Origin of the sequence: Pseudomonas sp. ATCC 13867, from assembly GCF_000349845.1 — a bacterium.
In the GTDB taxonomy this organism is placed as follows: Bacteria; Pseudomonadota; Gammaproteobacteria; order Pseudomonadales; family Pseudomonadaceae; genus Pseudomonas.
Genome location: NC_020829.1, coordinates 3,298,128 through 3,323,619, shown reverse-complemented (window position 1 = coordinate 3,323,619; position 25,492 = coordinate 3,298,128). Strand labels below are relative to the sequence as shown.

The following is a 25,492-nucleotide window of genomic DNA, read 5'->3' as shown; positions in this document are numbered from 1 at the left end:
ATTACACATGGCTCTCATCAAGTCGTTGATGGCCAGCGCCCTGGCCTGCGCCATGGTCTCGGCCGCACAGGCGGCCGTTTCGCCGGAACAGGCAGCCCAGCTGGGCCAGACGCTCACTCCCGTTGGCGCCGAGAAGGCTGGCAATGCGGACGGCAATATCCCGGCCTACAACGGCGGCCTGACCACGCCGCCGAGCGGCTACCAGGCTGGCAGTTCCATGCGTACCGACCCGTTCGCCGACGAGAAGCCGCGCCTGGTGATCGACGGCAAGAACGCCGCCGACCAGGCGGACAAGCTCACCGCCACCTCGCGGGAGCTGCTCAAGCGTTTCCCGTCGTTCCGCCTGGATGTCTACCCCACCCATCGGACGGTCGCGCTGCCGCAGCGCCTGCTGGACAACACGCGCAAGAACGCTGAGGCGGCGCGTACGACCAACGCGGGGCTGGCACTGGAGAACGTGCTGCCGGGCGTGCCGTTCCCGATCCCCAAGGATGGTTACGAGGCGATGTGGAACCACCTGTTGCGGTACCAGGGGTACGCGATCAACTCCAAGTACGATTCCTGGAATGTCGATGCTTCCGGCAACGCCTCGCTGGCCACCACGGGAGACGCGTACCTCGAGTACCCTCTGTTCGATCCCGAGCGCAATGACGTCCAGGCGCGGCCCGAGGACCTGTACTTCAAGACCAAGCTCTACTACCAGGGGCCGGCCCGCCGCGCTGGCGAGGCCATTCTCATCAACGACGCGGTCGATCCGTTGAGCAAGCCGCGCCACGCCTGGCAGTACCTGCCCGGCCAGCGCCGGGTGAAGCTGGCCCCCGATATCGCCTATGACACGCCCAACCCCGGCTCCGCGGGCAGCTCGACCTACGATGATGCCTGGGTCTTCAACGGCGCCATGGACCGCTTCGACTTCAAGCTGGTCGGCAAGAAGGAAATGTACGTTCCGTACAACACCTACAAGCTGAACTACCACGAGAAAGCGGCCGACATCACCACGCCTAACCACGTCAATCCCGACCTGGTGCGCTGGGAGCTGCACCGTGTCTGGGTGGTCGAGGCGACGCTCAAGCCCGGCAAGCGGCACATCTACAGCAAGCGCACTTTCTACCTCGACGAGGACAGCTGGATCGCTCTCGCCTCCGATGAGTTCGATGCGCGTGGCCAGCTCTATCGCGGCGCGTTCGCCCACATGGCCTACAGCTATGACGCGCAGGCGCCGAACTCGGACAATCACATGTTCTACGACTTCGTTTCCGGCAGCTACAACATCACCGGCATCTACGGTCCGCATGGCGGCGTGAAGTACATCAAGCCGCTCTCGAAAGCCCAGTGGGTGCCCGACGCGTTGGCCGGCGCCGGTATCCGTTGACGACAGGAAAAACGCCGCCGGTTCCGCAAGGGCACCCGGCGGCTTTCGAGCGAGATCGACTCATGAGCATTTTCAAGTGGACCCTGCTGGCCGCGCTGGCAGCGGCGGTCGTCGCGCCTTTCTGTCGTCCGGTCGTGGCGCAGGAATTCGTCGATGTGCTGGATACCCCCTCGCAGGTCAGCCCCCTGGCCGAGCACAGCCTGCTGGTCGGGCTGGCGAGTGCCGGCCAGCGCCTGGTGGCGGTTGGGCAGCGGGGGCACATTCTTTATTCCGACGATGCGGGTAAGCACTGGCAGCAGGCGCGCGTCCCGGTCAGTTCCGACCTGGTCGCGGTGCATTTCCCCTCGGTCCGTCACGGTTGGGCCGTGGGCCACGACGGTGTCGTGCTGCACAGCGCCGATGGCGGCGAGACCTGGGAGCGTCAGTTCGATGGCCGCCAGGTCGGGCCGCGCATGCTCGAGCACTACCAGGCGCTGGTGCAAAAGGCGCCAGGCGACGAGCGCTTGATGGCGCTGGTGGACGAAGCCCGGCGCATGACGGACGAGGGCGCGGACAAGCCGTTCCTCGATGTGTGGTTCGAGAACGAGCAGGTCGGCTACATAGTCGGGGCCTTCAATCTGCTCTTCCGCACCGAGGATGGCGGACGTACCTGGACGCCCTGGATGGAGCACGCGGACAACCCCAGCGCGCTCAATCTGTATGCCATCCGGCCGGCCGGCGGCGAGTTGTACATCGCTGGGGAGCAGGGGCTGCTGCTGAAGCTCGACCGCGCCAGCGGCCGCTTCGAGCCCCGCCCGACGACCTATGCCGGCAGCTTCTTCGGCATCCTCGGCAAGCCGGGCGTGGCGCTGGTCTTCGGCCTGCGCGGCAACGTCTTCCGCAGCGTCGACGGTGGCGAAAGCTGGAGCCAGGTCGAGACCGGCCTGCCGCTGAGCATCACCGCGGGTACCCAGCTTGCCGACGGCCGTCTCGCGCTACTCAGCCAGGCCGGGCACCTGCTCATCAGCAGCGACGATGGCGCCAGCTTCCAGTTGCAAGCACAGCCCTCCCTGGCGCCGGTCGCCGCCGCCGTGGGAGCGGGGCCGGGCGCCCTGGCGCTGGTCGGCACGCGTGGCGCGCGCCAGTTGCTCGTCCAATGACTGCGAAACCGGAGAGACACCGACATGGGTAATTACGAGCACGACGGCCGCCCGGTGGTGCGCGACCTGGAGGGCTTCGAGACGAGCTCCGGCAGCCTGCTGGAGCGCATCGTTTTCAACAACCGCCTGCTGGTCGTACTGACTTGCGCGCTCATCACGCTGGTGCTGGGCTATGCGGCGGCAACTCGCCTGAGCCTGACCGCCAGCTTCGAGAAGATGCTGCCGCAGAGCCAGCCCTTCATCCGCAACTACCTGGAGAATCGCGATTCGCTGCGCGGCCTGGGCAACGCCGTGCGGGTGGTGGTGGAGAACACCAGCGCGGACATCTTCGACCCCGGCTACCTGCAGGTGCTCAAGGAGGTCAACGACGAGCTGTTCGTGACTTCCGGCGTCGATCGGGCCTGGATGAAGTCGCTGTGGACCCCGGCGGTGCGCTGGACGGAGGTGACCGAGCAGGGCTTCCAGGGCGGCCCGGTGATGCCGGACTCCTACGATGGCTCGCCGGCGAGCGTCGAGCAGCTGCGCCTGAACACCGCCCGTTCCGGTATCGTCGGCAGCCTGGTGGGCAACAACTTCCGCTCCAGCATGATCTTCGTGCCGCTGCTGGAGAAGGACCCCGTCACCGGCCAGGCCATCGACTACCATGCCTTCTCCAAGGTGCTGGAGGACAAGCTCAGGGCCCGCTACGAAGCCCGGGACGGCGGGACGATCAAGATCCACGTCATCGGGTTCGCCAAGCTGATCGGCGACCTGCTCGACGGCCTGCTGCAGGTCATGGCGTACTTCGCCGCCGCGGCGCTGATCGCCACGCTCATCATCTATGCCTATACCCGTTGCGTGCGCAGCACCGCGATGGTGATCTGCTGCTCGCTGATCGCGGTGGTCTGGCAACTGGGGCTGATCGCGCTGCTGGGCTATGCACTGGACCCGTTCTCGATTCTGGTGCCGTTCCTGGTGTTCGCCATCGGCGTGTCCCACGGCGCGCAGAAGATGAACGGGATCATGCAGGACGTGGGGCGTGGCACCCATCAGCTGGTAGCCGCGCGCTACACCTTCCGCCGCCTGTTCCTCGCCGGGCTCACCGCGCTGCTGGCCGATGCGGTGGGCTTCGCGGTGTTGATGGTGATCGACATCCCGGTCATCCAGGACCTTGCGATCACCGCCAGCGTCGGCGTGGCGGTGCTGATCTTCACCAACCTGCTGTTGCTGCCGGTGCTGCTGTCCTACCTGGGCGTCAGCCAGCGCGCCGCTGCCCGTAGCCTGCGGCATGAGCGGGAGGAGGAGGGGGGGCATGGCCTGGGGGCATTCTGGACGGGGCTCGACCGTTTCACCGAGCGACGCTGGGCGACTGGTGCCCTGCTCGTGGCCGGCACGCTCGCCGTGGTCGGCTTCGCCGTCAGCCTGCATCTCAAGATCGGCGATCTCGACCCGGGCGCGCCCGAGTTGCGCGCGGACTCGCGCTACAACCTCGACAATGCCTACATCACGTCCAACTATTCGCTGTCCAGCGACCTGTTCGCGGTGATGCTGAAGACGCCCAAGGAAGGCTGCCTGAAATACCAGAGCCTGATCGAGGCGGACCGGCTGGGCTGGCTCCTGCAGCAGCAGACGGGCGTGCAGACCAGCGTTTCGCTGGTGGACGCGGTGCGCCAGGTCACCGCGGGTTCGTACGAGGGCAACCCCAAGTGGCTGACCATCGCGCGTAACCAGAACGTGCTGAACTACGGCGCCCAGCAAGCCTCGGTGAACAATCCGGAGCTGTTCAACACCGATTGCTCGATGATGCCGGTGGTGGCCTACCTGTCGGATCACAAGGCCGAGACCCTGGCCCATATGGTCGAGGTGGCCGAGGGCTTCGTGCGCGAGCACAGCACCGAGCAGCGCCAGTTCCTGCTGGTCGCCGGCAGCGCCGGCATCGAGGCCGCCACCAACATCGTGGTGCGCGAGGCCAATCGGACCATGCTGCTCTACGTCTATGCCGCCGTGATCCTGCTGTGCTTCGTGACCTTCCGCAGCTGGCGCGCGGTGCTGGTCGCGGTGCTGCCGCTGATGCTCACCTCGATACTCTGCGAGGCGCTGATGGTCTGGCTGGGCATGGGGGTGAAGGTCGCCACGCTGCCGGTGATCGCGCTCGGCGTCGGCATCGGCGTCGACTATGCCCTCTACCTGCTCAGCGTGCAGCTCGCCCAGCAACGGGCCGGCGCGTCGCTGGCGGTCGCCTACCGCAATGCGGTGGCCTTCACCGGCAAGGTCGTCGCCCTGGTCGGGGTCACCCTGGCCGCGGGTGTCGTGACCTGGGTGTGGTCGCCCATCAAGTTTCAGGCGGACATGGGCATCCTGCTGACCTTCATGTTCATCTGGAACATGGTCGGTGCGCTGGTGCTGATCCCGGCGCTGTCGCATTTCCTGCTGCGCAAGGCGCCCTGAGCCGGAGCCGGCAATGGACCGCCCCTCTGCCCTAGTGAGGCAGAGGGGCGGTCTTGCATTTTCGGTCAGTCATCCTGCCGAGCCGCGATGGTCACGGTGCCTGATTCGAGGCGCGTTCGGAGCGTCGGGCGGGGGCGGAGGGGACACCACGAACACCAGGGGAGGGGTGCAACACCGGGGTTGCCAGATGTTGCGTATAAGCGCTGCTTCCAGGTTGGCGCGCAGGAACCCCCAGCCGAGACCCTGCCGGGCTCAGGCGATCGCCGAGGGCATTCGAACCGGGGTTACAGCTTGATCAGCAACGGGCCGTTGAACGCCTGCATGATCAGATCGGCAGGCTGGCCATGGGCGAGCAGCTTGGCCATGGCGTTCATGTAGGGCGTGATGTGGCGGAAATAGGTCTTGTAGCCCGCACACAGGTAATTGAGTCCCGGCTTGCCGTCCGGCGTCTCGATGAAGCGGTTCTTCGGGCACTCGCCGTGGCACGCGAACAGGTAGTCGCAGCCCTGGCAGTAGCTGGGTAGCGACTCTTCCTTGGCGGCGCCGAAGGCTTTCTGCGCGGGCGAGTCGAGAAGGGCGGCCGGGTCCTGTTCGAGGATGTTGCCGAGGCGGTACTCCGGGTACATGTAGTGGTCGCAGGAGTACAGGTTGCCATCGTGCTCGACGATCGCGGCCTTGCCGCAGCGCGGGGCGAACAGACAGACGCTGGCGGGCAGTTGGCACCACGCGGCCAGGGCCCACTCGAAGTTCATCACATGGACGCTGCCGACGTCACGGCGCACCCATTCATCGAAGATCGTGGCGAGGAAATTCCCGTAGGCCTGCGCTTCGACGCTCTGCTCGGTCACGCCGGCCGCTTGAGGCGCCTGCAGATCCCGCAGGCGCAGCTCCGGCGGCGTCGCGAAGTGTTGGCCACGCGCCGCGTCGGATTGCGTCGGCAAGCGCTCGACCACGGGATTGAACTGGATATGGCGCACGCCGGCGTCCTTGAGGAAGTGATAGACCTCCAAAGGATGCCGGGCGGTTTCGCGGGCTACCGTCACCAGCACGTTATAGGACACGGAGTGTTTCTGCAGCAGGCCGAGGCCGCGCATGACCTGATCGAAACTGGAGCGGCCACGCTTGTCCGGGCGGTGCAGGTCGTGCAACGCCTTGGGCCCGTCCAGGCTGATGCCGACGGTGAAGTTTTCCTGCGCGAGGAAGGCGCACCAGGTGTCGTCGAGCAGGGTCCCGTTGGTCTGCAGGGTGTTGCGGATCACCTTGCCGGCGGCGAACTCGCGCTGATAGGCGCGGGCCCGTTGAAAGAATTCCAGCCCCAGCAGGGTGGGTTCGCCGCCCTGCCAGGTGAACTCCACTTCCGGACTGCCCTGGGCCTCGATGTAGCGCCGCACATAGGTCCGCAGTACCTCGTCGGACATGCGGAAGCGGCTGTCGCGCGGATGGAGCTGCTCCTTTTCCAGGTAGAAGCAGTAGTCACAGTCGAGGTTGCAGATCGGCCCGACGGGCTTGGCCATCAGGTGCAGACCTTGGGGGACGGTATCGGGCATGGGGCATCATTCCGGGCGGCGGACATGGCGCCTGGCGTCCATGCCGGGGATGGAGTCAGAGATAGCCGATCTTGCGCGCATCGTTGAGCACGATGCGCCGCAGCAGTCCGACGGACAGGCGCCGGAGCTGGAAGATCAATTGGGCGAACGGGCCGACCAGCAGCAGGTCATTGCCTTTCAGAACGGCCTGCACCATGCCTTCCGCCACCCGCTCCGGGCTGCAGCCCTTGCGCCGGTAGTAGTCCTGCAGGCGGTCGATCTGCTCCGGCGCCACCGAGGCGGCGATATTCTTTCGATTGGCCACGATCGGCGTATTGATCACCCCTGGGCACACCGTCGTCACGCCGACCCGGGTGTCGCTCAGCTCCATCTTGAGGACTTCGCTGAGGCCGTAGACCGCGTGCTTGGAGGCGGCGTAGGCCGCCATGCTGGGGGAGGGGAACAGCGCGGCGGCCGAGGCCACGTTGAGCACCCGGCGCGGGCCGCCCGCTTCGATCATGCGCGGAATGAAGGCGTGGCAGCCGTGCACCACGCCCATCAGGTTGATGTCCAGCACCCTGCGCCAGTGGGGCAGGTCGCTGTCGAGGAAGCGACCGAGATAGCCGACGCCGGCATTGTTGATCAGCACATCCAGGGCGCCCTGGGCGGTATGGATGCGCGTGGCCAGCTCGGCCACGGCATTGGCATCCGTGACGTCCACCTTGTAGGTGAAGCATTCGCCCCCCGCGCCCACGACTTCCTGCCGCAGGGACTCCAGGCCGGCCGAGTCGATGTCGCAGAGGAGCAAGGTGGCTTTCCGGCGCGCAAAGGCCAGGGCGGCCGCTCGCCCGATGCCTGATGCGGCACCGGTGATCAGGACTTTCTTGTGCGTGAGATCGGTAATCGGCATGGCGCTCTCCGTGGCCGGGATATCAGGGGGTATAGGTCACTTGCAGGTCGCGCACCTGGCCGTCGAAGGCAAATGGCGCTCGCTCGAAATAGTCCAGGGACACCGGCGAGCCGAGATCCTCGGCGACGTCGAAGGTCTCGCTGGCGGTGAAGGTCAGCGGCGGCGTGAACGGCGTGGTGCCGGTGGCCACTTCCTCACCGTTGACCAGCAGGGCCAGGTTCGCCGGTGCTCCCGGCTTGGCACTGGTCATCCGGGTGCGTACTTCGATTTCCGCCGGACCGGGAGCCACCGGGTGCTCCGAGCGCAGCTTCACGCGGGCGATGGCCATGTCGTTGTACTCGTAGACCACATGCCCCTGGTCGAAATACAGGCTGACGCCACCACCGATGCCGCCCAGGGCGAAGACCACGCCACTGGCGTTGTCCTTCAGCTCGACGCTGGCCCGGACGCTACTGTTGCGGCTGCGCAGATTGGGCGCGGTGAACTCCGGCAGGCGCTTGGTCCGGGAGCTGAATCGCCATTCCTTGCGGCCATCGCCTGCCAGCACCGAGGGATTGAGGAAGGGGTACAGCCCCGCGCCGATGGGGTAAACGTGATTGGCCTTGGCCTGTACATCGAATTCCGCTTTCAGCTCGGCGAGCTTCTCGGGGTACTGGTCGGCCAGGTCGGTCGCCTGGGAGTAGTCCTTGCTCAGGTCGTACAGGGCCCAGTGATCGGACTCCGGATACCAGCCCATGAACTGGGCGAAGCCTTGCACCCAGGGTTTGCGCGGGCCGAATACCGAGGCCATCCAGCCGTCCTTGTACAGGCCCCGGCTGCCCAGGACTTCGAAATACTGCGGCGGTTTGCGCGAGGGCGTGCGGGCGTCGGTGAAGGTGTAGCGCATGCTGATGCCGTCCAGCGGGTCCTGGGCGACGCCATTGACCACCTTCGGCGGCGCGATGTCCAGGATGTCATAGACGGTCGGCGCAATGTCGTTGACGTGATGGAACTGGTTGCGCACCTGCCCATCCGCCTTGATCCGCTTGGGCCAGGAAATGGCCAGCGGGGTGCGGGTGCCGCCGAAGTAGCCGGCGACCAGCTTGGTCCCGGGGAAGGGGCCGGAGCCCGCCCAGGCCCAGGCGGCGTTGTACATGCTCTCCAGCTTGGCGCCACCCAGTGCCGGGAGGCCGCCGTACTGGGCGTCGAGCACCTTCAACTGCTGCTCCTTGGGCACCGGAATGCCGTTCTGCGCGAGCAGTTCGTTGATCGTGCCCTCCATGCCTTCGGCGGAGGCGCCGTTGTCGCCGAACACGTAGAAGACCAGGGTGTTGTCGCGTTTTCCCTGCCGCTCCAGTTCGTCGAGGACCTTGCCCGCCTGGGTATCGGCGTGCTCCATGAAGCCGGCGTAGACCTCCATGAGCCTGGCCTGGTAGCGCTTCTGTTCGGGGCTGAGGCTCTCCCAGGCGGGAAGCTCCGCCGGCCGTGGCGTCATTCTGGCGTTCTGCGGGATGAAGCCCAGGGCCTTCTGGCGGGCGAAGGTGTCTTCCCGGTACTTGTCCCAGCCCGCGTCGAATTTGCCTTTGTACTTGTCGGCCCATTCGGCGTTCACCTGGTGCGGGCCATGCACGGCGCCGGGAACCCAGTAGAGGAAGAAGGGTTTTCCAGGGGCGTAGGTCTGCTGGTCCTGCAGCCAGTTCACCGCTTGCTCGGCGAGGTCTTCGCTGAGGTGGTAGCGCGGGTTGCGGGGCGGTTCGATGGGTGTGGTGTTGCGGTACAGGCGAGGCTCGTACTGCGAGGTTTCACCGGCCAGGAAGCCGTAGAAGTATTCGAACCCGTAACCGGTGGGCCAGGTATCGAAGGGGCCTGCCGCAGTGGTGTCGCGGGTCGGCGTGTTGTGCCATTTACCGAAGGCCGCCGTGCTGTAGCCATACTGCTTGAGCACTTCGGCCAGGGTGGCCGAGCTCTTGGGGATTTCCCCGGTGTAGCCGTCCCAGTCGGTGGCCAGTTCGGCGATGACGCCATTGCCGACGCGATGGTGATTGCGCCCGGTGAGCAGGGCTGCACGGGTCGCCGAGCTGATCGCTGTGGTGTGGAACGCGTTGTAGCGGATGCCGCTGTCGGCGATGCGGGTGAGCGTTGGTGTATGGATGGCTCCGCCCACCGTATCGGCCTGCGCGAAGCCGGCGTCGTCGAGCATGATCACCAGGATATTGGGCGCGTCCTCGGGCAGGTGCGACGCCGCCGGGCGCTTCTGGTGCCTGGACTCCTGCAGGGTGGGTTTGGCATCGCTGGCGGATGGCACCGGGGGGAACGGCAGGCTTTCCTGGGCCATGGCAATCGAGCTGCCGAGCAGCGCACCCAGTGTCAGGGCCACTTCTCGGGTAGGGGACGGTTTGGGGGACATGGGCGCACGCTTGTTTTTGTTATGGATTGAACCCGCCATCCCTTGCATGGCGGATGGCGGGGGGAGGGGCTGGGATCAGGCCGCGAAGCTGGTGATGTCCTTGGCCTCGATACCGTTGGCCTCGCAGAAGGCCAGGTAGCGCTCCACACCGGTCTTCCAGTTCTCGATGGCGAAGAGGGTGTCGTTCTCGTCGAAATACAGCAGGTCGCCCTGGGTGATGTTCAGGGTGATGATTTCGTCGCCGTATTCCGCCAGGGCGATCGGGGTGTGGCTGGTCCCGGCCGTTTCGAACACCACGCCGCCTTCCCTGGAAACCCAGTCATGCTCGAGGTACTTCCAGGCGCCCTTGATGGTGTAGACGATCACCGTCCCGGAGTGGTGATGCTTGGGCAGCTCGGTACCGGCCGGCGCCTTGAGCAGCGTGATGGTCTCTCCGCGCACCGGGTCGCACTTGATGTACTTCAGGAACACATCGTTGCTGTACGGGGCGAAGGGAATCCACGGCAGGTCTTCGTCATTGATGGCTGCGGTGTCGATATTTTCATAGTGCATGGCTTACTCCTTGTCGTGCGGCTGACGCAGTGGCTAGGGGGTAAGCCGATTTTGAGTAGACGCCGCCAATGCCACCCCCCCATTGACCGGGGGGGCAGAATCCTCTGCTTCGATCACTGAGGGCGGGGGACACGAGCCCAATCCTTCCATTTCGGCTAATAGGAATGTCAACGAGGGCAGCTACCGACCCATGGCGGACGTTGGCGCTAGCTCAGCTTGAAACCTTTCTCCTCGACCATCGCCCGAAGGTTCTCGCGTCCACCCATGTAATCCATGCTGGTAGTCGAAGCAAGAACAGCCCCTTGCCAGGTCTTTTCGCTCATATCCCTCGATTGGCGGAATTGCAGGCAGGCAGCCTCGTAGCCTTCCAGGTATTGCTTGTAGCGCTCCTGGTCGTAGCGGTTGTGGTGCAAAACCACAGGCTGAGCCGGCCGTGGGCGGATGCCTCCAGGGTGAGATGGGTCGGGATGTCCTACCGCCATCCCAAAGGCAACGAAACTGAAGGGCGGCAGACTGATCAATTCAGCTACCTCCTTCGCCGCATTACGCATCACACCCAGGAACACGATGCCCAGTCCCATCGATTCCGCTGCCAACGAAGCATTTTGCGCGGCCAAAGTGACGTCGACGGACGCCATCAGGAATGAGTCGAGGTAGTTCAAAACAATTGGGTCGCCACCCTGTTCAAGGGTAATGGCGGCAGAGCGAGACGCATCGGCCACCCAGAGCAGAAGGGCGGATGAATCCTCTATCCACGGGATGCGATCTGTCGGGACTGTGCGAGCGATGGTCTGCCCCAGTTGATGCTTCAGTTCCGGATCGGTTACCGCCACTAGGCTCCATTGGTTCAAGGCCGAGGAGGTGGAAGCAGATTGGGCTGCCGCGACCATGGTTTCCAGCGCCCCGTCGGGTAAGGCTTTGGGCAGAAAGGTACGCACGGAGCAGTGGCTGAGCATCGCCTCAACCTGCGAGTTCCAGTGGATATTGGCAGGCTTTTGCTGTGAGCCGTAGCGCTGCTCGAGCAGCGCGGCCTTGGTGTCCTCGTATACGATCATTGGATGATTCCCCGACTCTGAGTCAATGTGGATTAGCCTCAGGATATCGGTGCTTGGGACGGAGATAATGTCGTGAAATCTGCCATCTTTATCCATTTGGATGGACAATAGAGCTGCAGTTGCTACCATCGGCCTATGGATCATCTCGCCGCCATTCGCGCTTTTCAGAGGATTGTGGAAACTCGATCCTTTACCAAGGCTGCCGCACATCTGGGCACGCCTCGCTCTACGTTGAGCAAGGCACTGCGTGACCTGGAAGAGCACTTGGGCACCAAGCTTCTGCAGCGCACTACAAGGTCTGTTGCGCTGACGATGGAAGGCGCCGAGTACTACCGTCGGGTCAACCGGCTCGTGAGCCGTCTCGACGAGACAGAGGCGGCGCTGCGGGACATGGGGGCGGCTGCAAAGGGGCGTCTGCGCATAGACGTTCACTCTTCGCTTGCGAATTTCGTACTGATTCCCGCCTTGAGCGAATTCAAGGCGCGCTATCCAGGCATACAGCTGGCGTTGGGAATCAACGACCGGCCGGTGAACCTCATCGAGGAAGGTGTGGATTGTGTGATTCGTGCCGGGGAACTGGCCGACTCCTCGCTGATCGCCAAGACGATCTACAAGGATCGCCTGGTGACTTGCGCAAGTCCCGACTACTTGGCACGCGCCGGAATACCTACTTCCCCGGCAGATCTCGAAGAGCATCATCAATTGGTTGGTTACTTCAGTGCCGCGACAGGTGAGGTCTGGCCGCTGCGCTTTCGTGCCCGCTCGGAAGAGAGTCGGATTTCACGCTTCGATATTGCAGCCAACGACAGCGCGGGACTGGTTGGAATGTTGGTGGCCGGGCTAGGTGTAGGTCAGACCCATGCTTCAGTTGTTGCGCAGTTTCTTACATCGGGAGCCCTGGTACCGGTGCTGGAAGAGCAAACCAGCGCAACCATCCCCATTTCGCTGATCTTCCCGCCGACGAAGCGCTTGAATGCACGGGTACGTGTGTTCGTCGACTGGATAGTGGAGCGCCTGTCACAAGGCTAAGTGATGGGGTTGGAAGCGGGAGCTAATGCTCACTCCTGGGCATTCGTGAGCGTCCGCTTCTGGCCGATTCTGTTGAAAAAGGCAGTTCTGCGGCAGCCACTCAGCCAAGTGCACCTGCTTTCGAAGTGGCTGCAAGCCACTTCAAGTTGTCTTTCGGCGTTTTACTGAGCGTCCCGGCTCAGGTTTGAAGGTTAATTCGAGGGTTTCTGCTCGCAGCAGGCGGACCTATCCCGTGAGCGGTGGCCCGTGAGGCATGAGCTTGGCCATGCGTCGCAGGTTCTGCACGGTCGCCGCCAAGGTGAATTCATCAGTGGCACCGGTCAGGCCACGCAGTCGTAGACGGTCGAGTCTCATGATCCGTTTGAGATGAGCGAAGAGCATCTCCACCTTCTTTCGTTCGCAGCGAGAGACGAGATATTCCGGTGTCTTGGCGATGCGTCGCGCCACGTCGCGAGCCGCTTCATGGATGCTGCGGACGATCTTGCGGATCGGCGTATTGGGACAGCACTTCGCTTTCAGTGGGCAGGTGGTGCAGTCGGCTTGGCTGGAGCGGTAGATGATGGTGTTGGCCTTGGTCACCCGCGATCTTTGCTGAGTGAAGGCCCGCCATTCACTGCGTAGCGGTTTGCCGGCTGGGCAGCGGTATTCATTGGCCTCCTGATGCCAGTGAAAGTCATTGCTGGAAAGGCTGTCGTCCTTGCGCTCGGTCTTGTCCCACACCGGCACGTGCGGCTCGATGTTCTTCTCTTCGACCATCCAGGCCAGCATCGGAGCCGTGCCATACGCGGTATCGCCGATGAGGCGCTCCGGCGTGAGGTCGAACTGCGCTTCGACACGATCCACCATCGTCCTGGTCGACTCGACTTCGGCAGGCCGATGCGCCGGGGTGGCTTCCACATCCAGGATCACGCCGTGCGCGGTGTCGATCAGGTAGTTGGTGGAGTAGGCAAAGAAGGCCGGGCCACCGGGCGCTGCGGTCCAACGGGCCTGCGGATCGGTGAACGAAATCTTCTTGGGAAGGGCTTCTGCCAGCGCCTCCTCATTGAGGGCTTCGAGGTATTCGCGCACGGCGCGAGTGCTGAGCGCCGGATCGCGCCAGTCGACCTCATCTCCCGCCACCCCACGTTGCCGGCTGGCATCCGCCTTGATGATGCTGGCGTCGACGGCGAACCCTTCACCCTTGACCAGGCCGGCCGCCATGCAGCGCCGCAGCACCTCATTGAACAACCAGCGGAACAGATCGCTGTCACGGAAACGGCCGTGGCGATTCTTCGAGAAGGTCGAGTGATTGGGAACCTCATCCTCCAGGCCCAGCCGGCAGAACCAGCGATAGCCCAGGTTTAGGTGCACCTCTTCGCACAATCGCCGCTCGGAACGGATGCCATAGCAGTAGCCGACGACCAGCATGCGCACCATCAATTCGGGATCGACCGAGGGGCGCCCGATGGGGCTGTAGAAATCCGCCAGGTGGGCGCGCAGGTCACTGAGATCCAGGCACTGGTCGATGCTGCGCAGGAGGTGTTGGGGCGGGACGTGCTCTTCCAGATTGAACGAATAGAACAGGCGCGCCTGCCCTCCCGGTAACTGTCCCATCATGCTGCCTGCCCCCACGCTAGCTGAGTGTGCGATTCTGCCGGCGGCATCGGGTGGCAGCTACTTTTTCAACAGAATCGGCCGATTGCTGCCGGTCGCGGCGGGCAGATATCGGCCAGAAGGAACCTTGGATGGGTAAAGGCCGGGCAGGCGGCGGAGGTGGTTCAGCCGTGCCGAGCACGGCTCGCCTGCACCACCCGGTGCGCCGGCACGCGCAGTTGCGTCAGCAGGTATTCGGCAAACTCCAGCGAGAAGGGTTGCAGGGCAATGGCGCGCTCCATGCAGCCCAGCCAGGCGGCGCCGAGGGCTTCGTCGATCGGCCATTGGGCGTGGAAGGACGGGATGGAGATGGAACCGTATTTTTCACTGAACAACCTTGGGCCGCCCAGCCAGCCGCTGAGGAAGCAGGCCAGTTTGTCGCGAGACTGTTCCAGGTTTTCCGGGTGTATGCGGCGCAGGTCGGCGGCATCCGGCAGTTCGTCCATCAGCCGGTAGAAGTCGTCGACCAGGTGGCGCAGGCCGTCGATGCCGCCAGCGGCCTGGAAGGAGGCATCGCCTGTGCCGAAGGGGAGGGTGTTGCTCACGGACGGGGCTCGCTGAGGTTCGGGAACCACATCATACTCGGCGCGCCGGCGGATGATCAGTTGGTATGCTGAACAAGCGCCACTCAGTTACAAGAACTGCAGTCGTTGGAGTCGCTTCCATCGTACAGATAGGGGGCCAGGTCTTCCCTGGCTTCTTTCTCTAGCAAACCGACACTAACGTCGATTCCTGCCGCGCGAAGTATCGCAATGCCTGCACCCGCATTGCGCGGGTCAGGATCCAGCAAAGCAACGACAACCTGTCCGATAGGCAGATGGAGTTTCAGTTGCTTGACCGGAACAACGGCAGCCGCGATTTCTGGGTAGATCGCGGCTGTCACGACCGGCCTCGGAAGCGCTGGCTCAAGTTGATCGCATATCCAGCGCAAGGGACAGGCCGGCAAACCCATCAGTGAGCGGGGCGAGGCACGGAACAAGCGCATAGCCAGCCCACGCGCTCGAGTCGAGCACGTCACCCGGCACCCGGGGGCCAGGGGTTGTACTCATCACTGCCTGGATAAGCTCTGATGTGTTTTTTAGAGGTGCCCTTTAGGACAATTGCTGAAGGGGGCTGTCTTGTGCGAACGAGTGATTCGGCCGGAGCCCGCCACGGAGCAGGTTTCGATTATCCAGGGCGAACCATGCTCACGGGTAGCCATCGACCCCATTGGTTGCAGTCGATGGTTGATTTTTACCTGGACGGTGGATATCTCGCCCGCGTCGCCTCGGTGCTGAATCTGGACGAGGTGGCGCACCCGCGCCTGCGGGTGCGCAGCGTATTCAGCCGTGAACAGGGTATCCTGCGGGCCAACCCGGCGCCGCGCTTTTCCGCCCCGCCGGCCGCGGTGAACATACCGAGGCCGTGCTGTGCGAGTGGGCGGCGGACCGGCCAGTCCAGTGCTGGACCTGAACGATAAGGAGAACGGATGAGCGGTGCAAATGAACCCCTGGTGTATCCCTGCGGTGAGCCGCCCGCACCCGGCAGTGCGCGCGAAGTAGCGCCGGGTGTGTTCTGGCTGCGCATGCCGCTGCCATTGGCGCTGGACCATATCAACCTCTGGCTGGTTCGCGATGGTAGCGGCTGGGCGGCATTCGACAGCGGCATGCACGAGGCTGAAACCGAGGCCGCCTGGCGCCAGTTGGTGGGGGCGGGCGGCGTCCTCGAGGGTGTGCCGCCCGGGCGGCTGTTCGTCACCCACATGCACCCCGACCACGTGGGCATGGCCGGTTGGCTGCAGCGCGAGTTCGGCAGCGATCTCTGGATGACCCAGACGGAATACCTCAATTGCCGGATGCTGGCTGCCGACACTGGCCGCGAAGCGCCGGAGGAGGGCGTCAGTTTCTATCGCGCGGCCGGTTGGGAACATGAGGCGCTCGAGCGCTACCGGGAGCGCTTTGGCGGTTTCGGCCGGATGATCTCGCCGATGCCGCAGAGCTACCGGCGTGTGCAGGATGGCGAGTGGATACGGATCGGTGGGCAGGACTGGCAGGTGCTGGTAGGCACCGGGCATTCGCCCGAGCACGCCTGTTTCTACAACCCGGAACAGGGCCTGCTGATTTCCGGTGACCAGGTGCTGCCGCGTATTTCGTCGAACGTCTCGGTGTTTCCCACCGAGCCTCTGGCCGATCCCCTGGGGGACTGGCTGCAGTCGCTGGAGCGTTTCCAGCGGCTGGTGCCGGACGATGTCCTGGTGCTGCCGGCCCACGGCGAACCTTTCCGTGGCCTGCATGCGCGCCTGCAGCGCATGGCCGACAGCCAACTGCGTGCACTCTCGCGTCTCGAAGGGCGTTTGCAGCAGGGACCCAAACGTGCCGTCGACCTGTTCGGCGCGCTGTTCGCCCGCGCCATCGGGCCGGACCTGCTGTCGCTGGCCACCGGCGAATGCCTGGCCAATCTCAACTATCTGCTGCGACGTGGCCGGGCGGTGGTGGAGGCCGACTCCGATGGCGTGCACTGGTATCGGGCTCCGGCCCCGGCTCCGACGATGGCCTGACGCATTCGCCAGGGCGTGGATTCGCCAGCAGGGAACGGTGCGAGCCTGCGAAGCGATCCTCGCGAAGGCCTCTTTTGCGCTTGCGCTTGCGCCTGCGCGGAGCCCGGCAGCGAGGTGATTGCTGAATTTTTCTCATCTACCCATGAGATTTTATTGGGATTATCACAGTAGTCGTTCCGCCATAGAGTGACCTCAACCCAACGAGAAGACCTCGGCGCAGTGCCGGGTCGGGGCGAGGAGAACTCAAATGCGTACTTGGCTGATTACTGGCGCGTCCCGTGGTTTCGGTGCTCTGATCGCGGAAAAGGCCCTGCAGGTCGGTGATGCGGTCATTGCCACCGCTCGCAAGCCCGCCGATGTCACTGCCCGTCTTGGCGAGCATCCCAACCTGCTGGCGGTGCGTCTGGATGTGACTCGCGAGGAAGAGGCCCACCAGGCCGTCGCCGAAGGCATCAAGCGCTTCGGCCGTATCGATGTCCTGGTCAACAACGCCGGCTTCGGCCTGCTGGGGGCGGTGGAAGAAACCAGTGCCGCCGAAACCGCGCGCCTGTTCGCCACCAATGTTTTCGGCGTGCTCAACGTCACCCGCGCCGTGCTGCCGCATATGCGCCAGCAGCGCTCCGGGCACATCCTCAACATCTCGTCGATTGGCGGTTACCAGGCCTACATGGGCTGGGGCGTCTACGGCTCCACCAAGTTCGCGGTGGAAGGCATCACCGAGGCGCTGCATCAGGAACTGGCGCCGCTGGGCATCCACGCCACGGTGGTCGAGCCGGGTTTCTTCCGCACCGATTTCCTCGACGAGCAGTCCCTGGTGAAAACCGCCCTGGAGCTGCCGGATTATGACGAGACCGTCGGCAAGGTGCGGCGCATGGCCCAGGACTACAACCACGCGCAACCGGGCAATCCGGCAAAGCTGGCGGATGCGCTGCTGGCCCTGGTGGGCGCGCCGAACCCTCCGCAACGCTTGCCGCTGGGCAGCGACACCGTGGCGCGCATCGAAGCGAAGAACCAACTGGTGGCCGAGGAACTGGCGCAGTGGAAGGCGGTGGCGCTGTCCACCGATTTTCGCGACTGATCCTCGGACTGGCGATGGTCCCGGCCACCGCTAGACTTCGCGCCGATCGCGGGTGAAGTCGACGAAGGCCTTGAGCGCCGCCGGTAGCTGGCGGCGGCTCGGGTAATAGAGATAGAGCCCCGGATAGTAGGGGCACCAATCGTCCAGTACGCGTTGCAGCCGTCCATCCTCCAGGGCGGGACGAACCAGGTCCTCGAACACGTAGGCGAGCCCGCAGCCTCTCACCGCCGCTTCGGCGATAAGGCCCATGTCGTCGAGTGCCAGCGGACCGTCCACTTCGGTTTCCAGCTTGATCCCTCCGCGTTCGAACTCCCAGCGGTAGTACAGGCCGCTGGGGAAGCGCAGGCGAATGCATGGAAGGTCGCGCAGGTCCTGGGGATGCTGCGGCTTCGGGTGGGTTTCGAAGAACTCCGGCGCCGCCACCACCGCCGAGCGCAGATGCGGGCCGATGGGCACGGCGACCATGTCCGCTTCCAGGGTCTCGCCGAAGCGCAAGCCCGCATCGAAGCCGCTGGACACTACATTCACCAGCGCATTGTCGGCCACCACCTCGACGCGGATGTCCGGGTAGGCCGCCAGGAAGCGCCCGAGCAGCGGCAGCAGGACCATCTGCACCGCCGGCCGGCCTGCATTGATGCGCAGGGTGCCCGCAGGCTTGCCGCGAAAGCTGTTGAGGTCATCCAGCGCGTCGTCGATATCGCGGAATGCCGGCTGGATGCGCTCGCGCAGTCGCTCGCCGGCTTCGGTTAGCGCGACGCTGCGAGTGGTGCGGTTGAACAGGCGCAGATCGAGACGCTCTTCCAGGCCCCGCAGCGCATGGCTGAGCGCCGAGGCTGAGAGCCCCAGCTGTACCGCCGCGCGGCTGAGGCTGAGGTGTTCGGCGATGCAGAGGAACAGGCGCAGGTCGTCGCTGCTGATTTTCTTCATCGGAGGCTCGCTGCGGGATTGGCCGATGCAGTGGTAGCCGAGCGGGGAAGGGGGCGTCAAGCGGGAGGGCGAGCGGGCATGGCGCGGGTCTTGTCATTCCGGCAAGCCGGCGAGTCGCAGCCCTCGGCAAGCCGGTCAGGTGGGCGAGCGCATGCCCACTTCGCGTCAGGGCGACGGCGTCGTCCTGGCCGAGCTCCACCGCCTTGCGGGTGCCGTTATGCAGCTTCGCGGTTCCGCGCAAGCAATAGTCGTAGGCAGCCCAGGCTGCCGGTGGGCTTGCGCCTGGCCCGCTCTATCTCCGCGCGTTCGAGCCGCGGTGCGATGGCGCCCACGACACTTTCGGCAACCTGGTCCTGGAGTTCGAAAATATCGTCGAGCAGGCCTTCGAAGCGTTCTGCCCAGATATGGGCGCCGCTGCTGGCATCGATAAACTGACCGGTGATGCGCACCCTGTTTCCGGCCTTGCGTACGCTGCCTTCCAGTACATAACGCACGTCAAGCTCCCGGCTGATATCGATTGGCCGGTCCTTGAAGGTGAAGCTGGAGTTGCGGGCGATGACGAACAACCAGCGGATCCGCGACAGGGCGGCGATGATGTCCTCGACAATGCCGTCGGCGAAGTAGTCCTGCCCGGGGTCGCCGCTGAGGTTCTGGAAGGGGAGGACCGTGAAGGACGGCTTGTCCGGCAGGGCGAGGCTTTGCCCGGGCGCTTGCCCGCCGGGCGCCGGTGCGGGTTCCTCCAGGCCGGAGCCGTGCACAGGTACTTCCCGAGTCTCGCCCACGAAACGATATCCATTGCGGGCGACCGTACGCGGCAGGCGTTGTTCCTCGCCTGAACCACCGATGGCCTTGCGAACCGCATTGATATGGCTGGCGACCGTTGACTCGGAGACGATCCGTCCGCCCCATGCCGCTTGCAGCAACTCGTCCTTGCCGACCACCCGATCGCGGTCGCTGACTCGTTGCAGCAGCAGATCGAAGACCCGTGGCCCTGTCCATCGCCTCTGTGTCGGCCAATGAGCGGCCGCTCAGCAAGGTCTCCGTGGTTTTCGATCAGCCCTTGCCGAACGTGCCTGGCAAGAGCATGCGAGGCGTGATCGTCGACTATGCGCCGGGCGCGGCGTCACCTTCCCATCGGCATCCGAAGTCAGCCTTCATCTACGCAACGGTCCTGGAGGGGAAGTGCGCAGCAGCGTCAATGGCTCGCCAGAGTGGACCTGCAAGGTCGGGGAATACTGGTATGAGGCGCACGACGGTATCTCCGTCGCGCGCCAGGGAGCATCCGGCGAGCGTCGCAGCTTCGAGCCGAAGAGATAGAAGATTCACAATCCAATCCCCCAATTCGCAGTTGCCACCTAGACTTCGTCTTGTTGCCTCGCTCGGGCCAAGCCTTGCTTGTCTGAGTTTGACCAAGAACAACAAGAGGATTTACCCATGTTCAACGCTGTCCTGAAAGCGCTCGCCTGTGCTCTCGCGCTGGGAGCTGCCGGCCTGGCCCATGCCGCCGATCCCATCGTGATCAAGTTCTCGCACGTAGTGGCCGAACATACCCCCAAGGGACAAGGCGCACTGCTGTTCAAGAAACTCGTCGAAGAGCGCCTGCCCGGAAAGGTAAAGGTCGAGGTCTACCCCAACTCCTCGCTCTTCGGCGATGGCAAGGAAATGGAAGCTCTGCTGCTCGGTGACGTACAACTGATCGCCCCGTCCCTGGCCAAGTTCGAGCAGTACACCAAGCAACTGCAATTGTTCGATTTGCCGTTCCTGTTCAACGACATCCAGGCGGTGGACCGCTTCCAGCACAGCCCGGAAGGCCAGTCCCTGCTCAAGTCAATGGAGAGCAAGAACATCACCGGCCTGGGTTACTGGCACAACGGTATGAAACAGCTATCGGCGAACAAGCCCCTGCGCGAGCCCAAGGATGCCCGTGGCTTGAAATTCCGCGTGCAAGCCTCCGCCGTGCTTGAGGAACAGTTCAAGGCCGTACGCGCCAACCCGCGCAAGATGAGCTTCGCGGAGGTTTACCAGGGCCTGCAGACCGGCGTGGTCAATGGTGCCGAGAACCCTTGGTCGAACATCTATTCGCAAAAAATGCACGAGGTGCAGAAGTACATCACCGAGTCCAATCATGGCGTGCTCGACTACATGCTGATCACCAACACCAAGTTCTGGAATGGGTTGCCGCCTGACGTACGGACCGAACTGGAGAAAATCATCCAGGAAGTGACCAACGAGGTGAACAAGCAGGCCGAGGCCCTGAACCAGGGTGACAAGCAGCGCATCATCGAAGCCAAGACCAGCGAGATCATCGAGCTGACCCCCGAGCAGCGCAATGAGTGGCGTGAAGCCATGAAGCCGGTGTGGAAGAAGTTCGAAGCCGAGATCGGCCCCGACCTGATCAAGGCTGCCGAAGCCGCCAACCAGGCCCAGTAAGACGCTCGTTCGAGGGGGAGGTTTTCGCCCCCTCGACCCCACGACGTTTCTGCCATCGGGAGATGCCATCCATGAACGCCTTGTGGCGCGTCTGGGACCACTTCGAGGAAGGCTTCATCGCCTTCCTCCTGGCGGCCATGACGCTGGTGACCTTCGTCTACGTTGTCCTCAACAACCTCTACACCCTGTTCTACAACCTGGCCGATCGCTGGGAGGCCGCTAGCGACACGCTGTTTGCCATTGGCGATGCGATCCTTGCGATGGCTCAGGCCATGACCTGGAGCAACGCCCTGACCAAGGCGCTGTTTGCCTGGCTGATCTTCTTCGGCCTGGCCTATGGCGTGCGTACCGCCGGACACATCGGCGTCGACGCGCTGGTCAAGCTGGCTCCGCGTCACATCCAGCGGATCATCGGGGTGGTCGCCTGTCTTTGTAGCCTGGGCTACGCCGGCCTCATAGCGGTGGCGAGCTTCGAATGGATGCAGACCCTCTTCACTGCCGCCATCGGTGCCGAAGACCTCGGTCACTTCGGTGTGCAGCAGTGGCATATCGGCCTGATCCTGCCGCTGGGCTTCAGCCTGATGTTCATCCGCTTCGTCGAGATCCTCTGGCGCATCCTCAAGGGCCGGCAGACCGGCCTGGGCCTCGCGGATGAAGCTGCCGAGGTGCTGAAACTCACCGAGCAGGATGACGGTCCGCACAAGGAGGAGGGGAAATGACAGTCCTGTTCCTTTTCTTCCTGCTGTTCCTGCTGATGTTCATCGGTGTACCTATCGCCATCTCCCTTGGTCTGGCCGGTTCGATGACCATCATCCTGTTCAGCCCGGACTCGGTGCGTTCCCTGGCGATCAAGCTGTTCGAGACCTCCGAGCACTACACCTTGCTGGCGATCCCGTTCTTCCTGCTGGCGGGTGCTTTCATGACAACCGGCGGCGTGGCGCGGCGCCTGATCGACTTTGCCAACGCCTGCGTCGGCCACATCCGTGGTGGACTGGCGATCGCCGCCGTGCTGGCCTGCATGCTCTTCGCCGCGCTGTCCGGCTCCAGCCCGGCCACGGTTGCCGCCGTCGGCTCCATTGCCATCGCCGGCATGGTGCGCTCCGGTTACCCGCAGGCATTCGGCGCAGGGATCGTCTGCAACGCCGGCACCCTGGGCATCCTGATCCCGCCGTCCATCGTGATGGTCGTCTACGCGGCCGCAACTGAAACCTCGGTGGGCAAACTGTTCATGGCGGGTGTAGTGCCAGGGATCATGCTGGGCATGGTGTTGATGGTGGCGATCTACGTGATCGCGGTGAAAAAGAACCTGCCCTCTCTGCCCCGGGCCACCTTCGGCGAATGGCTTACCGCCGGGCGCAAGGCCATCTGGGGTTTGCTGCTGATGCTGATCATTCTCGGGGGCATCTACTCAGGCATGTTCACCCCCACCGAGGCCGCCGCGGTGGCGGCGGTGTACTCGGCCTTCATCGCCCTGTTCGTCTACCGGGACATGAAGTTCAGCGAAGTGCCCAAGGTGCTGCTGGAGTCCGGCAAGCTGTCGATCATGCTGATGTTCATCATCGCCAACGCCATGCTCTTCGCCCATGTGCTGACCACCGAACAGCTGCCACAACAGATCACCGCCTGGGTGATCGACGCCGGCCTGACCCCTGTGACCTTCCTGCTGGTGGTGAATATTGTGCTGCTGATCGCCGGGGCCTTCATGGAGCCCTCGGCGATCATCCTGATCCTGGCGCCGATCCTCTTCCCCATCGCCACGAAACTGGGCATCGATCCCATCCATCTCGGCATCATCATGGTGGTCAACCTGGAGATCGGGCTGGTGACCCCGCCAGTGGGGCTTAACCTGTTCGTCACCTCCGCGGTGACCGGCATGCCGCTGACGTCGACTATCCGTGCGGCCATGCCCTGGCTGATGATCCTGCTGGCCTTCCTCATCCTGGTTACCTACGTGCCCTGGATATCCCTCGTCCTGCCCAATTGGCTGGGCATGAATTGATTTCCCGTGCCGGGCTTCGTGTCCACTCCCGGCGGGTGGCAGTCTTTTGCTATGACCGAGGAGTGGTGCGTTCACCGGCGCCCGGATCGCACGCCCAGAAATCCACGGCCGGGGTCGCCGTCGTCGGAGGCCCCAGCCAGTGTGCCAGCGCCTGGCAGCCGTGTTCGGTGCACAACTGGTAGTCGCCGGCCTCGGGCGTGCGCCCGGCGTGCAGCGGTTGCAGTGGCGGCAACTGGCGCCGGTAGTGCCAGGCACCGTCGTGCAATACGGCGTCATCGGGTATCTCCATGCCGGCGCCGGTGCCGCGTACCCGCGCCTCGCCCAGTACCAGCCCGGCGGGCGTCACCTGGTAATCCTCCTCCCAGCGGATCTTCTCGATGCTGTGCTGCCAGGCGAGGGTGAAGTGCTGCAGCGGCAGGCTGGCCCAGACGACTCCGGCCAGCCCCAGGCACAACCCGGTCATGCCGGCTGCCCGGATGCCGCGCGATGGCGCCACAGGTGCCAGCCGACCAGTGCCGCGCCGAGAACGAAGCCCGCCTCGTCGCTGATCGGCACGGCGAGGATCAACAGCAGCCCGGCGGCGAACGCCAGAGCGCGTTCCCACCAGGGCATGGGCCCGCTGAAGTGACCGGTGGAGGCCATGCCCCAGAGCGCCACCGCGAAGATCGCCTTGACCAGCATGTAGAGGGTGGCAAGCCAGTTGTCGCCCTGCATCATCAGCGCCGGGTCATACACCGCCATGAAGGGCACGACGAAACCGGCCAGGGCGATGCGTACCGCCCAGAAGCTGATCTTCAGGCCTTTCTCCTGGGCGATGGGCGCGGCGGCGAAGCAGGCCAGGGCCACCGGCGGGGTGAGGTCGGCGAGGATGCCGAAATAGAACACGAACATGTGCGAGACGATCAGCGGCACGCCCAGCTCCAGCAGGGCTGGCGCTGCGATGGAGCTGGTGATGATGTAGTTGGGGATGGTCGGGATGCCCATGCCCAGCACCAGGCAGGTGAGCATGGTCAGCACCAGCGAGAGGAACAGGTTGTCGCGACCCAGGTCGAGGATGTAGCCGGCGAAGGTGGTGGCGATGCCGGTCAGCGAGATGACGCCGATGATCACCCCGACCAGGGTGCAGGCGATGCCCACCGGCACCGCGTGGCGCGCGCCCTCGGCCAGGGCCATGACGCAGGCGCGCAGGGTGGCGCGGCCGCCCCGGATGAAGAAGCAGGCCAGCGCCAGGGCGGCGATGACCAGCAGGATCACGCCGATGCCCAGGCGGAAAAAGCCTGAGCAGAGCACCCCCAGCGCCACCCAGAAGGCGACGCGCAGCCAGGTGTTGCTGGCGCGCAGGATGATTGCCGAGCCGAGAATCACGATTGCCGTCAGGGCCAGGCCGACCATGCCCGAGTACAACGGGGTGCGCCCGGAGAACAGCAGGGCGATCAGCACCAGTAGCGGGATCAGCAGGAACCAGCGCTGGCGCAGCGCGCCCCAGGCGCTGGGGCATTGCTCGCGCGGCAGGCCGTGCAACTGGCTGCGCCGCGCCTCCAGGTGGACCATCCAGTACACCGAACCGAAGTAGAGCAGCGCCGGGATCAGCGCCGCCTTGGCCACCTCGGCGTAGGGCACGTTGATGGTCTCGGCCATGATGAAGGCCACAGCGCCCATCACCGGCGGCATGATCTGGCTGCCCATGCTGGAGGTGGCCTCGACACCCCCGGCGAAGGCCGGCGAATAGCCGAAGCGCTTCATCAGCGGGATGGTGAACTGCCCGGTGGTGACCACATTGGCCACCCCGGAGCCGGTGATGGTGCCCATCAGCGCCGAGGAGAACACCGAAACCTTGGCCGGACCGCCGCTGCGGTGGCCGAACAGGCCCATGGCGAAGTCGGTGAACAGGCGGATCATCCCGGCCTGTTCGAGGAAGGCGCCGAACAGGATGAACAGGTAGATGTAGGTGGCCGAGACGTAGGTAGGCGTGCCGTACAGCCCCTCGGTGCCGAACGACAGCTGGTTGACCAACTGGTCGACGCCGTAGCCCCGATGCGCCAGGTCGCCCGGCAGGTACTGGCCGAACAGCCCATAGGCGAGGAACAGGGCGCAGATGATCGGCAGGGCGATTCCCATGACGCGCCGCGCGGCCTCGAACACCAGCACGATCAGCACCAGGCCGATGAGCATGTCGCCGTGGGTGAGTTCGCCGGAGCGCTGGATCAGGTCGGCCTCGAAGATCCACTGGTAGGCCGCCGTGGCCATGCCCGCCAGGCCCAGCAGCCAGGCCAGTGGCTGCCAGGGACGCTCGTAGCCGCGGGCGGGGTAGCACAGGTACACCACCAGCAGCAGGAAGCCCACGTGTATGGAACGCTGGACCTGGGTGGAAATCAGCGGGAAGGCCGCGGTGGCGACCTGGAAGATCGAGAAGGCCAGGGCGACGGCGAACAGGCTGGCGGGCCAGCGCTCTGTGTCGGCGTGCAGGCCGTGCGCGGTATCTGTCATGCGAGGG

Annotated in this window: 20 protein-coding genes and 1 pseudogene; 9 read left to right on the top strand and 12 right to left on the bottom strand. The window is 64.4% G+C overall.

Going from position 1 to position 25,492, the window contains the following annotated elements:
- The first annotated feature begins 7 nt into the window (after positions 1 to 7).
- From H681_RS14750 to H681_RS14740, 3 genes are all read left to right on the top strand, one after another.
- On the top strand, positions 8 to 1,372 hold the full coding sequence (locus H681_RS14750; protein WP_015477674.1) for a DUF1329 domain-containing protein: 1,365 nt from the start codon (positions 8 to 10) through the stop codon (positions 1,370 to 1,372).
- A 62-nt stretch (positions 1,373 to 1,434) separates the two neighbouring features.
- A complete protein-coding gene (locus H681_RS14745; protein WP_015477673.1) occupies positions 1,435 to 2,511 on the top strand; it encodes a WD40/YVTN/BNR-like repeat-containing protein in 1,077 nt (358 codons plus the stop codon).
- A 24-nt stretch (positions 2,512 to 2,535) separates the two neighbouring features.
- Positions 2,536 to 4,938 carry an efflux RND transporter permease subunit gene (locus tag H681_RS14740; RefSeq protein ID WP_015477672.1) on the top strand — a complete coding sequence of 801 codons (2,403 nt, stop codon included), beginning with the start codon at positions 2,536 to 2,538 and terminating at the stop codon, positions 4,936 to 4,938.
- Positions 4,939 to 5,222: 284 nt separating this feature from the next.
- Here H681_RS14740 and H681_RS14735 read toward each other — a convergent pair whose 3' ends face one another.
- The 5 genes from H681_RS14735 to H681_RS14715 form a co-directional block, all read right to left on the bottom strand.
- Positions 5,223 to 6,485, bottom strand: a complete 1,263-nt coding sequence (locus H681_RS14735) for an anaerobic sulfatase maturase (protein WP_015477671.1) — start codon at positions 6,483 to 6,485, stop codon at positions 5,223 to 5,225.
- Between the two features lie 55 nt (positions 6,486 to 6,540).
- Complete coding sequence (locus H681_RS14730; RefSeq protein WP_015477670.1) at positions 6,541 to 7,374, bottom strand: SDR family NAD(P)-dependent oxidoreductase; 834 nt, start codon at positions 7,372 to 7,374, stop codon at positions 6,541 to 6,543.
- A gap of 22 nt (positions 7,375 to 7,396) precedes the next feature.
- Positions 7,397 to 9,760, bottom strand: coding sequence for an arylsulfatase (locus tag H681_RS14725; protein WP_041712025.1), 2,364 nt, complete (start codon positions 9,758 to 9,760; stop codon positions 7,397 to 7,399).
- Positions 9,761 to 9,835: 75 nt separating this feature from the next.
- Positions 9,836 to 10,312, bottom strand: a complete 477-nt coding sequence (locus H681_RS14720) for a 2,4'-dihydroxyacetophenone dioxygenase family protein (protein ID WP_015477668.1) — start codon at positions 10,310 to 10,312, stop codon at positions 9,836 to 9,838.
- A gap of 206 nt (positions 10,313 to 10,518) precedes the next feature.
- On the bottom strand, positions 10,519 to 11,367 hold the full coding sequence (locus tag H681_RS14715) for a nitroreductase family protein (RefSeq protein ID WP_015477667.1): 849 nt from the start codon (positions 11,365 to 11,367) through the stop codon (positions 10,519 to 10,521).
- A 135-nt stretch (positions 11,368 to 11,502) separates the two neighbouring features.
- Here H681_RS14715 and H681_RS14710 point away from each other — a divergent pair, with 135 nt between their 5' ends.
- Positions 11,503 to 12,396 carry a LysR family transcriptional regulator gene (locus tag H681_RS14710; RefSeq protein WP_015477666.1) on the top strand — a complete coding sequence of 298 codons (894 nt, stop codon included), beginning with the start codon at positions 11,503 to 11,505 and terminating at the stop codon, positions 12,394 to 12,396.
- Between the two features lie 225 nt (positions 12,397 to 12,621).
- On the opposite strand, the gene H681_RS14705 is transcribed toward H681_RS14710, so the two are convergent.
- The 3 genes from H681_RS14705 to H681_RS26570 all read right to left on the bottom strand — a co-directional run bounded on the left by H681_RS14705 (position 12,622) and on the right by H681_RS26570 (position 14,911).
- Complete coding sequence (locus tag H681_RS14705; RefSeq protein WP_015477665.1) at positions 12,622 to 13,992, bottom strand: IS1182 family transposase; 1,371 nt, start codon at positions 13,990 to 13,992, stop codon at positions 12,622 to 12,624.
- 161 nt (positions 13,993 to 14,153) lie between these two features.
- Positions 14,154 to 14,573: a group II truncated hemoglobin gene (locus tag H681_RS14700; RefSeq protein ID WP_015477664.1), complete on the bottom strand. Its 420-nt coding sequence runs from the start codon at positions 14,571 to 14,573 to the stop codon at positions 14,154 to 14,156.
- Between the two features lie 83 nt (positions 14,574 to 14,656).
- Positions 14,657 to 14,911: a hypothetical protein gene (locus H681_RS26570; RefSeq protein ID WP_162140823.1), complete on the bottom strand. Its 255-nt coding sequence runs from the start codon at positions 14,909 to 14,911 to the stop codon at positions 14,657 to 14,659.
- A 585-nt stretch (positions 14,912 to 15,496) separates the two neighbouring features.
- Here H681_RS26570 and H681_RS14695 point away from each other — a divergent pair.
- Positions 15,497 to 16,564, top strand: a complete 1,068-nt coding sequence (locus H681_RS14695) for an MBL fold metallo-hydrolase (RefSeq protein WP_015477663.1) — start codon at positions 15,497 to 15,499, stop codon at positions 16,562 to 16,564.
- Between the two features lie 247 nt (positions 16,565 to 16,811).
- On the top strand, positions 16,812 to 17,642 hold the full coding sequence (locus H681_RS14690; protein ID WP_015477662.1) for an oxidoreductase: 831 nt from the start codon (positions 16,812 to 16,814) through the stop codon (positions 17,640 to 17,642).
- Positions 17,643 to 17,672: 30 nt separating this feature from the next.
- Here H681_RS14690 and H681_RS14685 read toward each other — a convergent pair whose 3' ends face one another.
- Positions 17,673 to 18,569, bottom strand: a complete 897-nt coding sequence (locus H681_RS14685) for a LysR family transcriptional regulator (protein WP_015477661.1) — start codon at positions 18,567 to 18,569, stop codon at positions 17,673 to 17,675.
- Positions 18,570 to 18,699: 130 nt separating this feature from the next.
- Positions 18,700 to 19,561 (bottom strand): annotated as a pseudogene (locus H681_RS14680) (winged helix-turn-helix domain-containing protein); the annotation flags it as partial.
- A gap of 442 nt (positions 19,562 to 20,003) precedes the next feature.
- Here H681_RS14680 and dctP point away from each other — a divergent pair.
- The 3 genes from dctP to dctM all read left to right on the top strand — a co-directional run bounded on the left by dctP (position 20,004) and on the right by dctM (position 22,998).
- Positions 20,004 to 20,999: a C4-dicarboxylate TRAP substrate-binding protein DctP gene (dctP, locus tag H681_RS14675; RefSeq protein WP_015477658.1), complete on the top strand. Its 996-nt coding sequence runs from the start codon at positions 20,004 to 20,006 to the stop codon at positions 20,997 to 20,999.
- Positions 21,000 to 21,070: 71 nt separating this feature from the next.
- Entirely contained in the window at positions 21,071 to 21,718 is a 648-nt protein-coding gene (locus H681_RS14670) for a TRAP transporter small permease (RefSeq protein WP_015477657.1), read from the top strand.
- Positions 21,715 to 22,998: a C4-dicarboxylate TRAP transporter large permease protein DctM gene (dctM, locus tag H681_RS14665; protein WP_015477656.1), complete on the top strand. Its 1,284-nt coding sequence runs from the start codon at positions 21,715 to 21,717 to the stop codon at positions 22,996 to 22,998. The genes H681_RS14670 and dctM overlap by 4 nt, the downstream gene beginning before the upstream one ends.
- 49 nt (positions 22,999 to 23,047) lie before the next feature.
- Here dctM and H681_RS14660 read toward each other — a convergent pair whose 3' ends face one another.
- Entirely contained in the window at positions 23,048 to 23,461 is a 414-nt protein-coding gene (locus tag H681_RS14660) for a DUF1850 domain-containing protein (protein WP_015477655.1), read from the bottom strand.
- Positions 23,458 to 25,485, bottom strand: coding sequence for a TRAP transporter permease (locus H681_RS14655; protein ID WP_015477654.1), 2,028 nt, complete (start codon positions 25,483 to 25,485; stop codon positions 23,458 to 23,460). The genes H681_RS14660 and H681_RS14655 overlap by 4 nt, the downstream gene beginning before the upstream one ends.
- Positions 25,486 to 25,492: the final 7 nt, after the last annotated feature.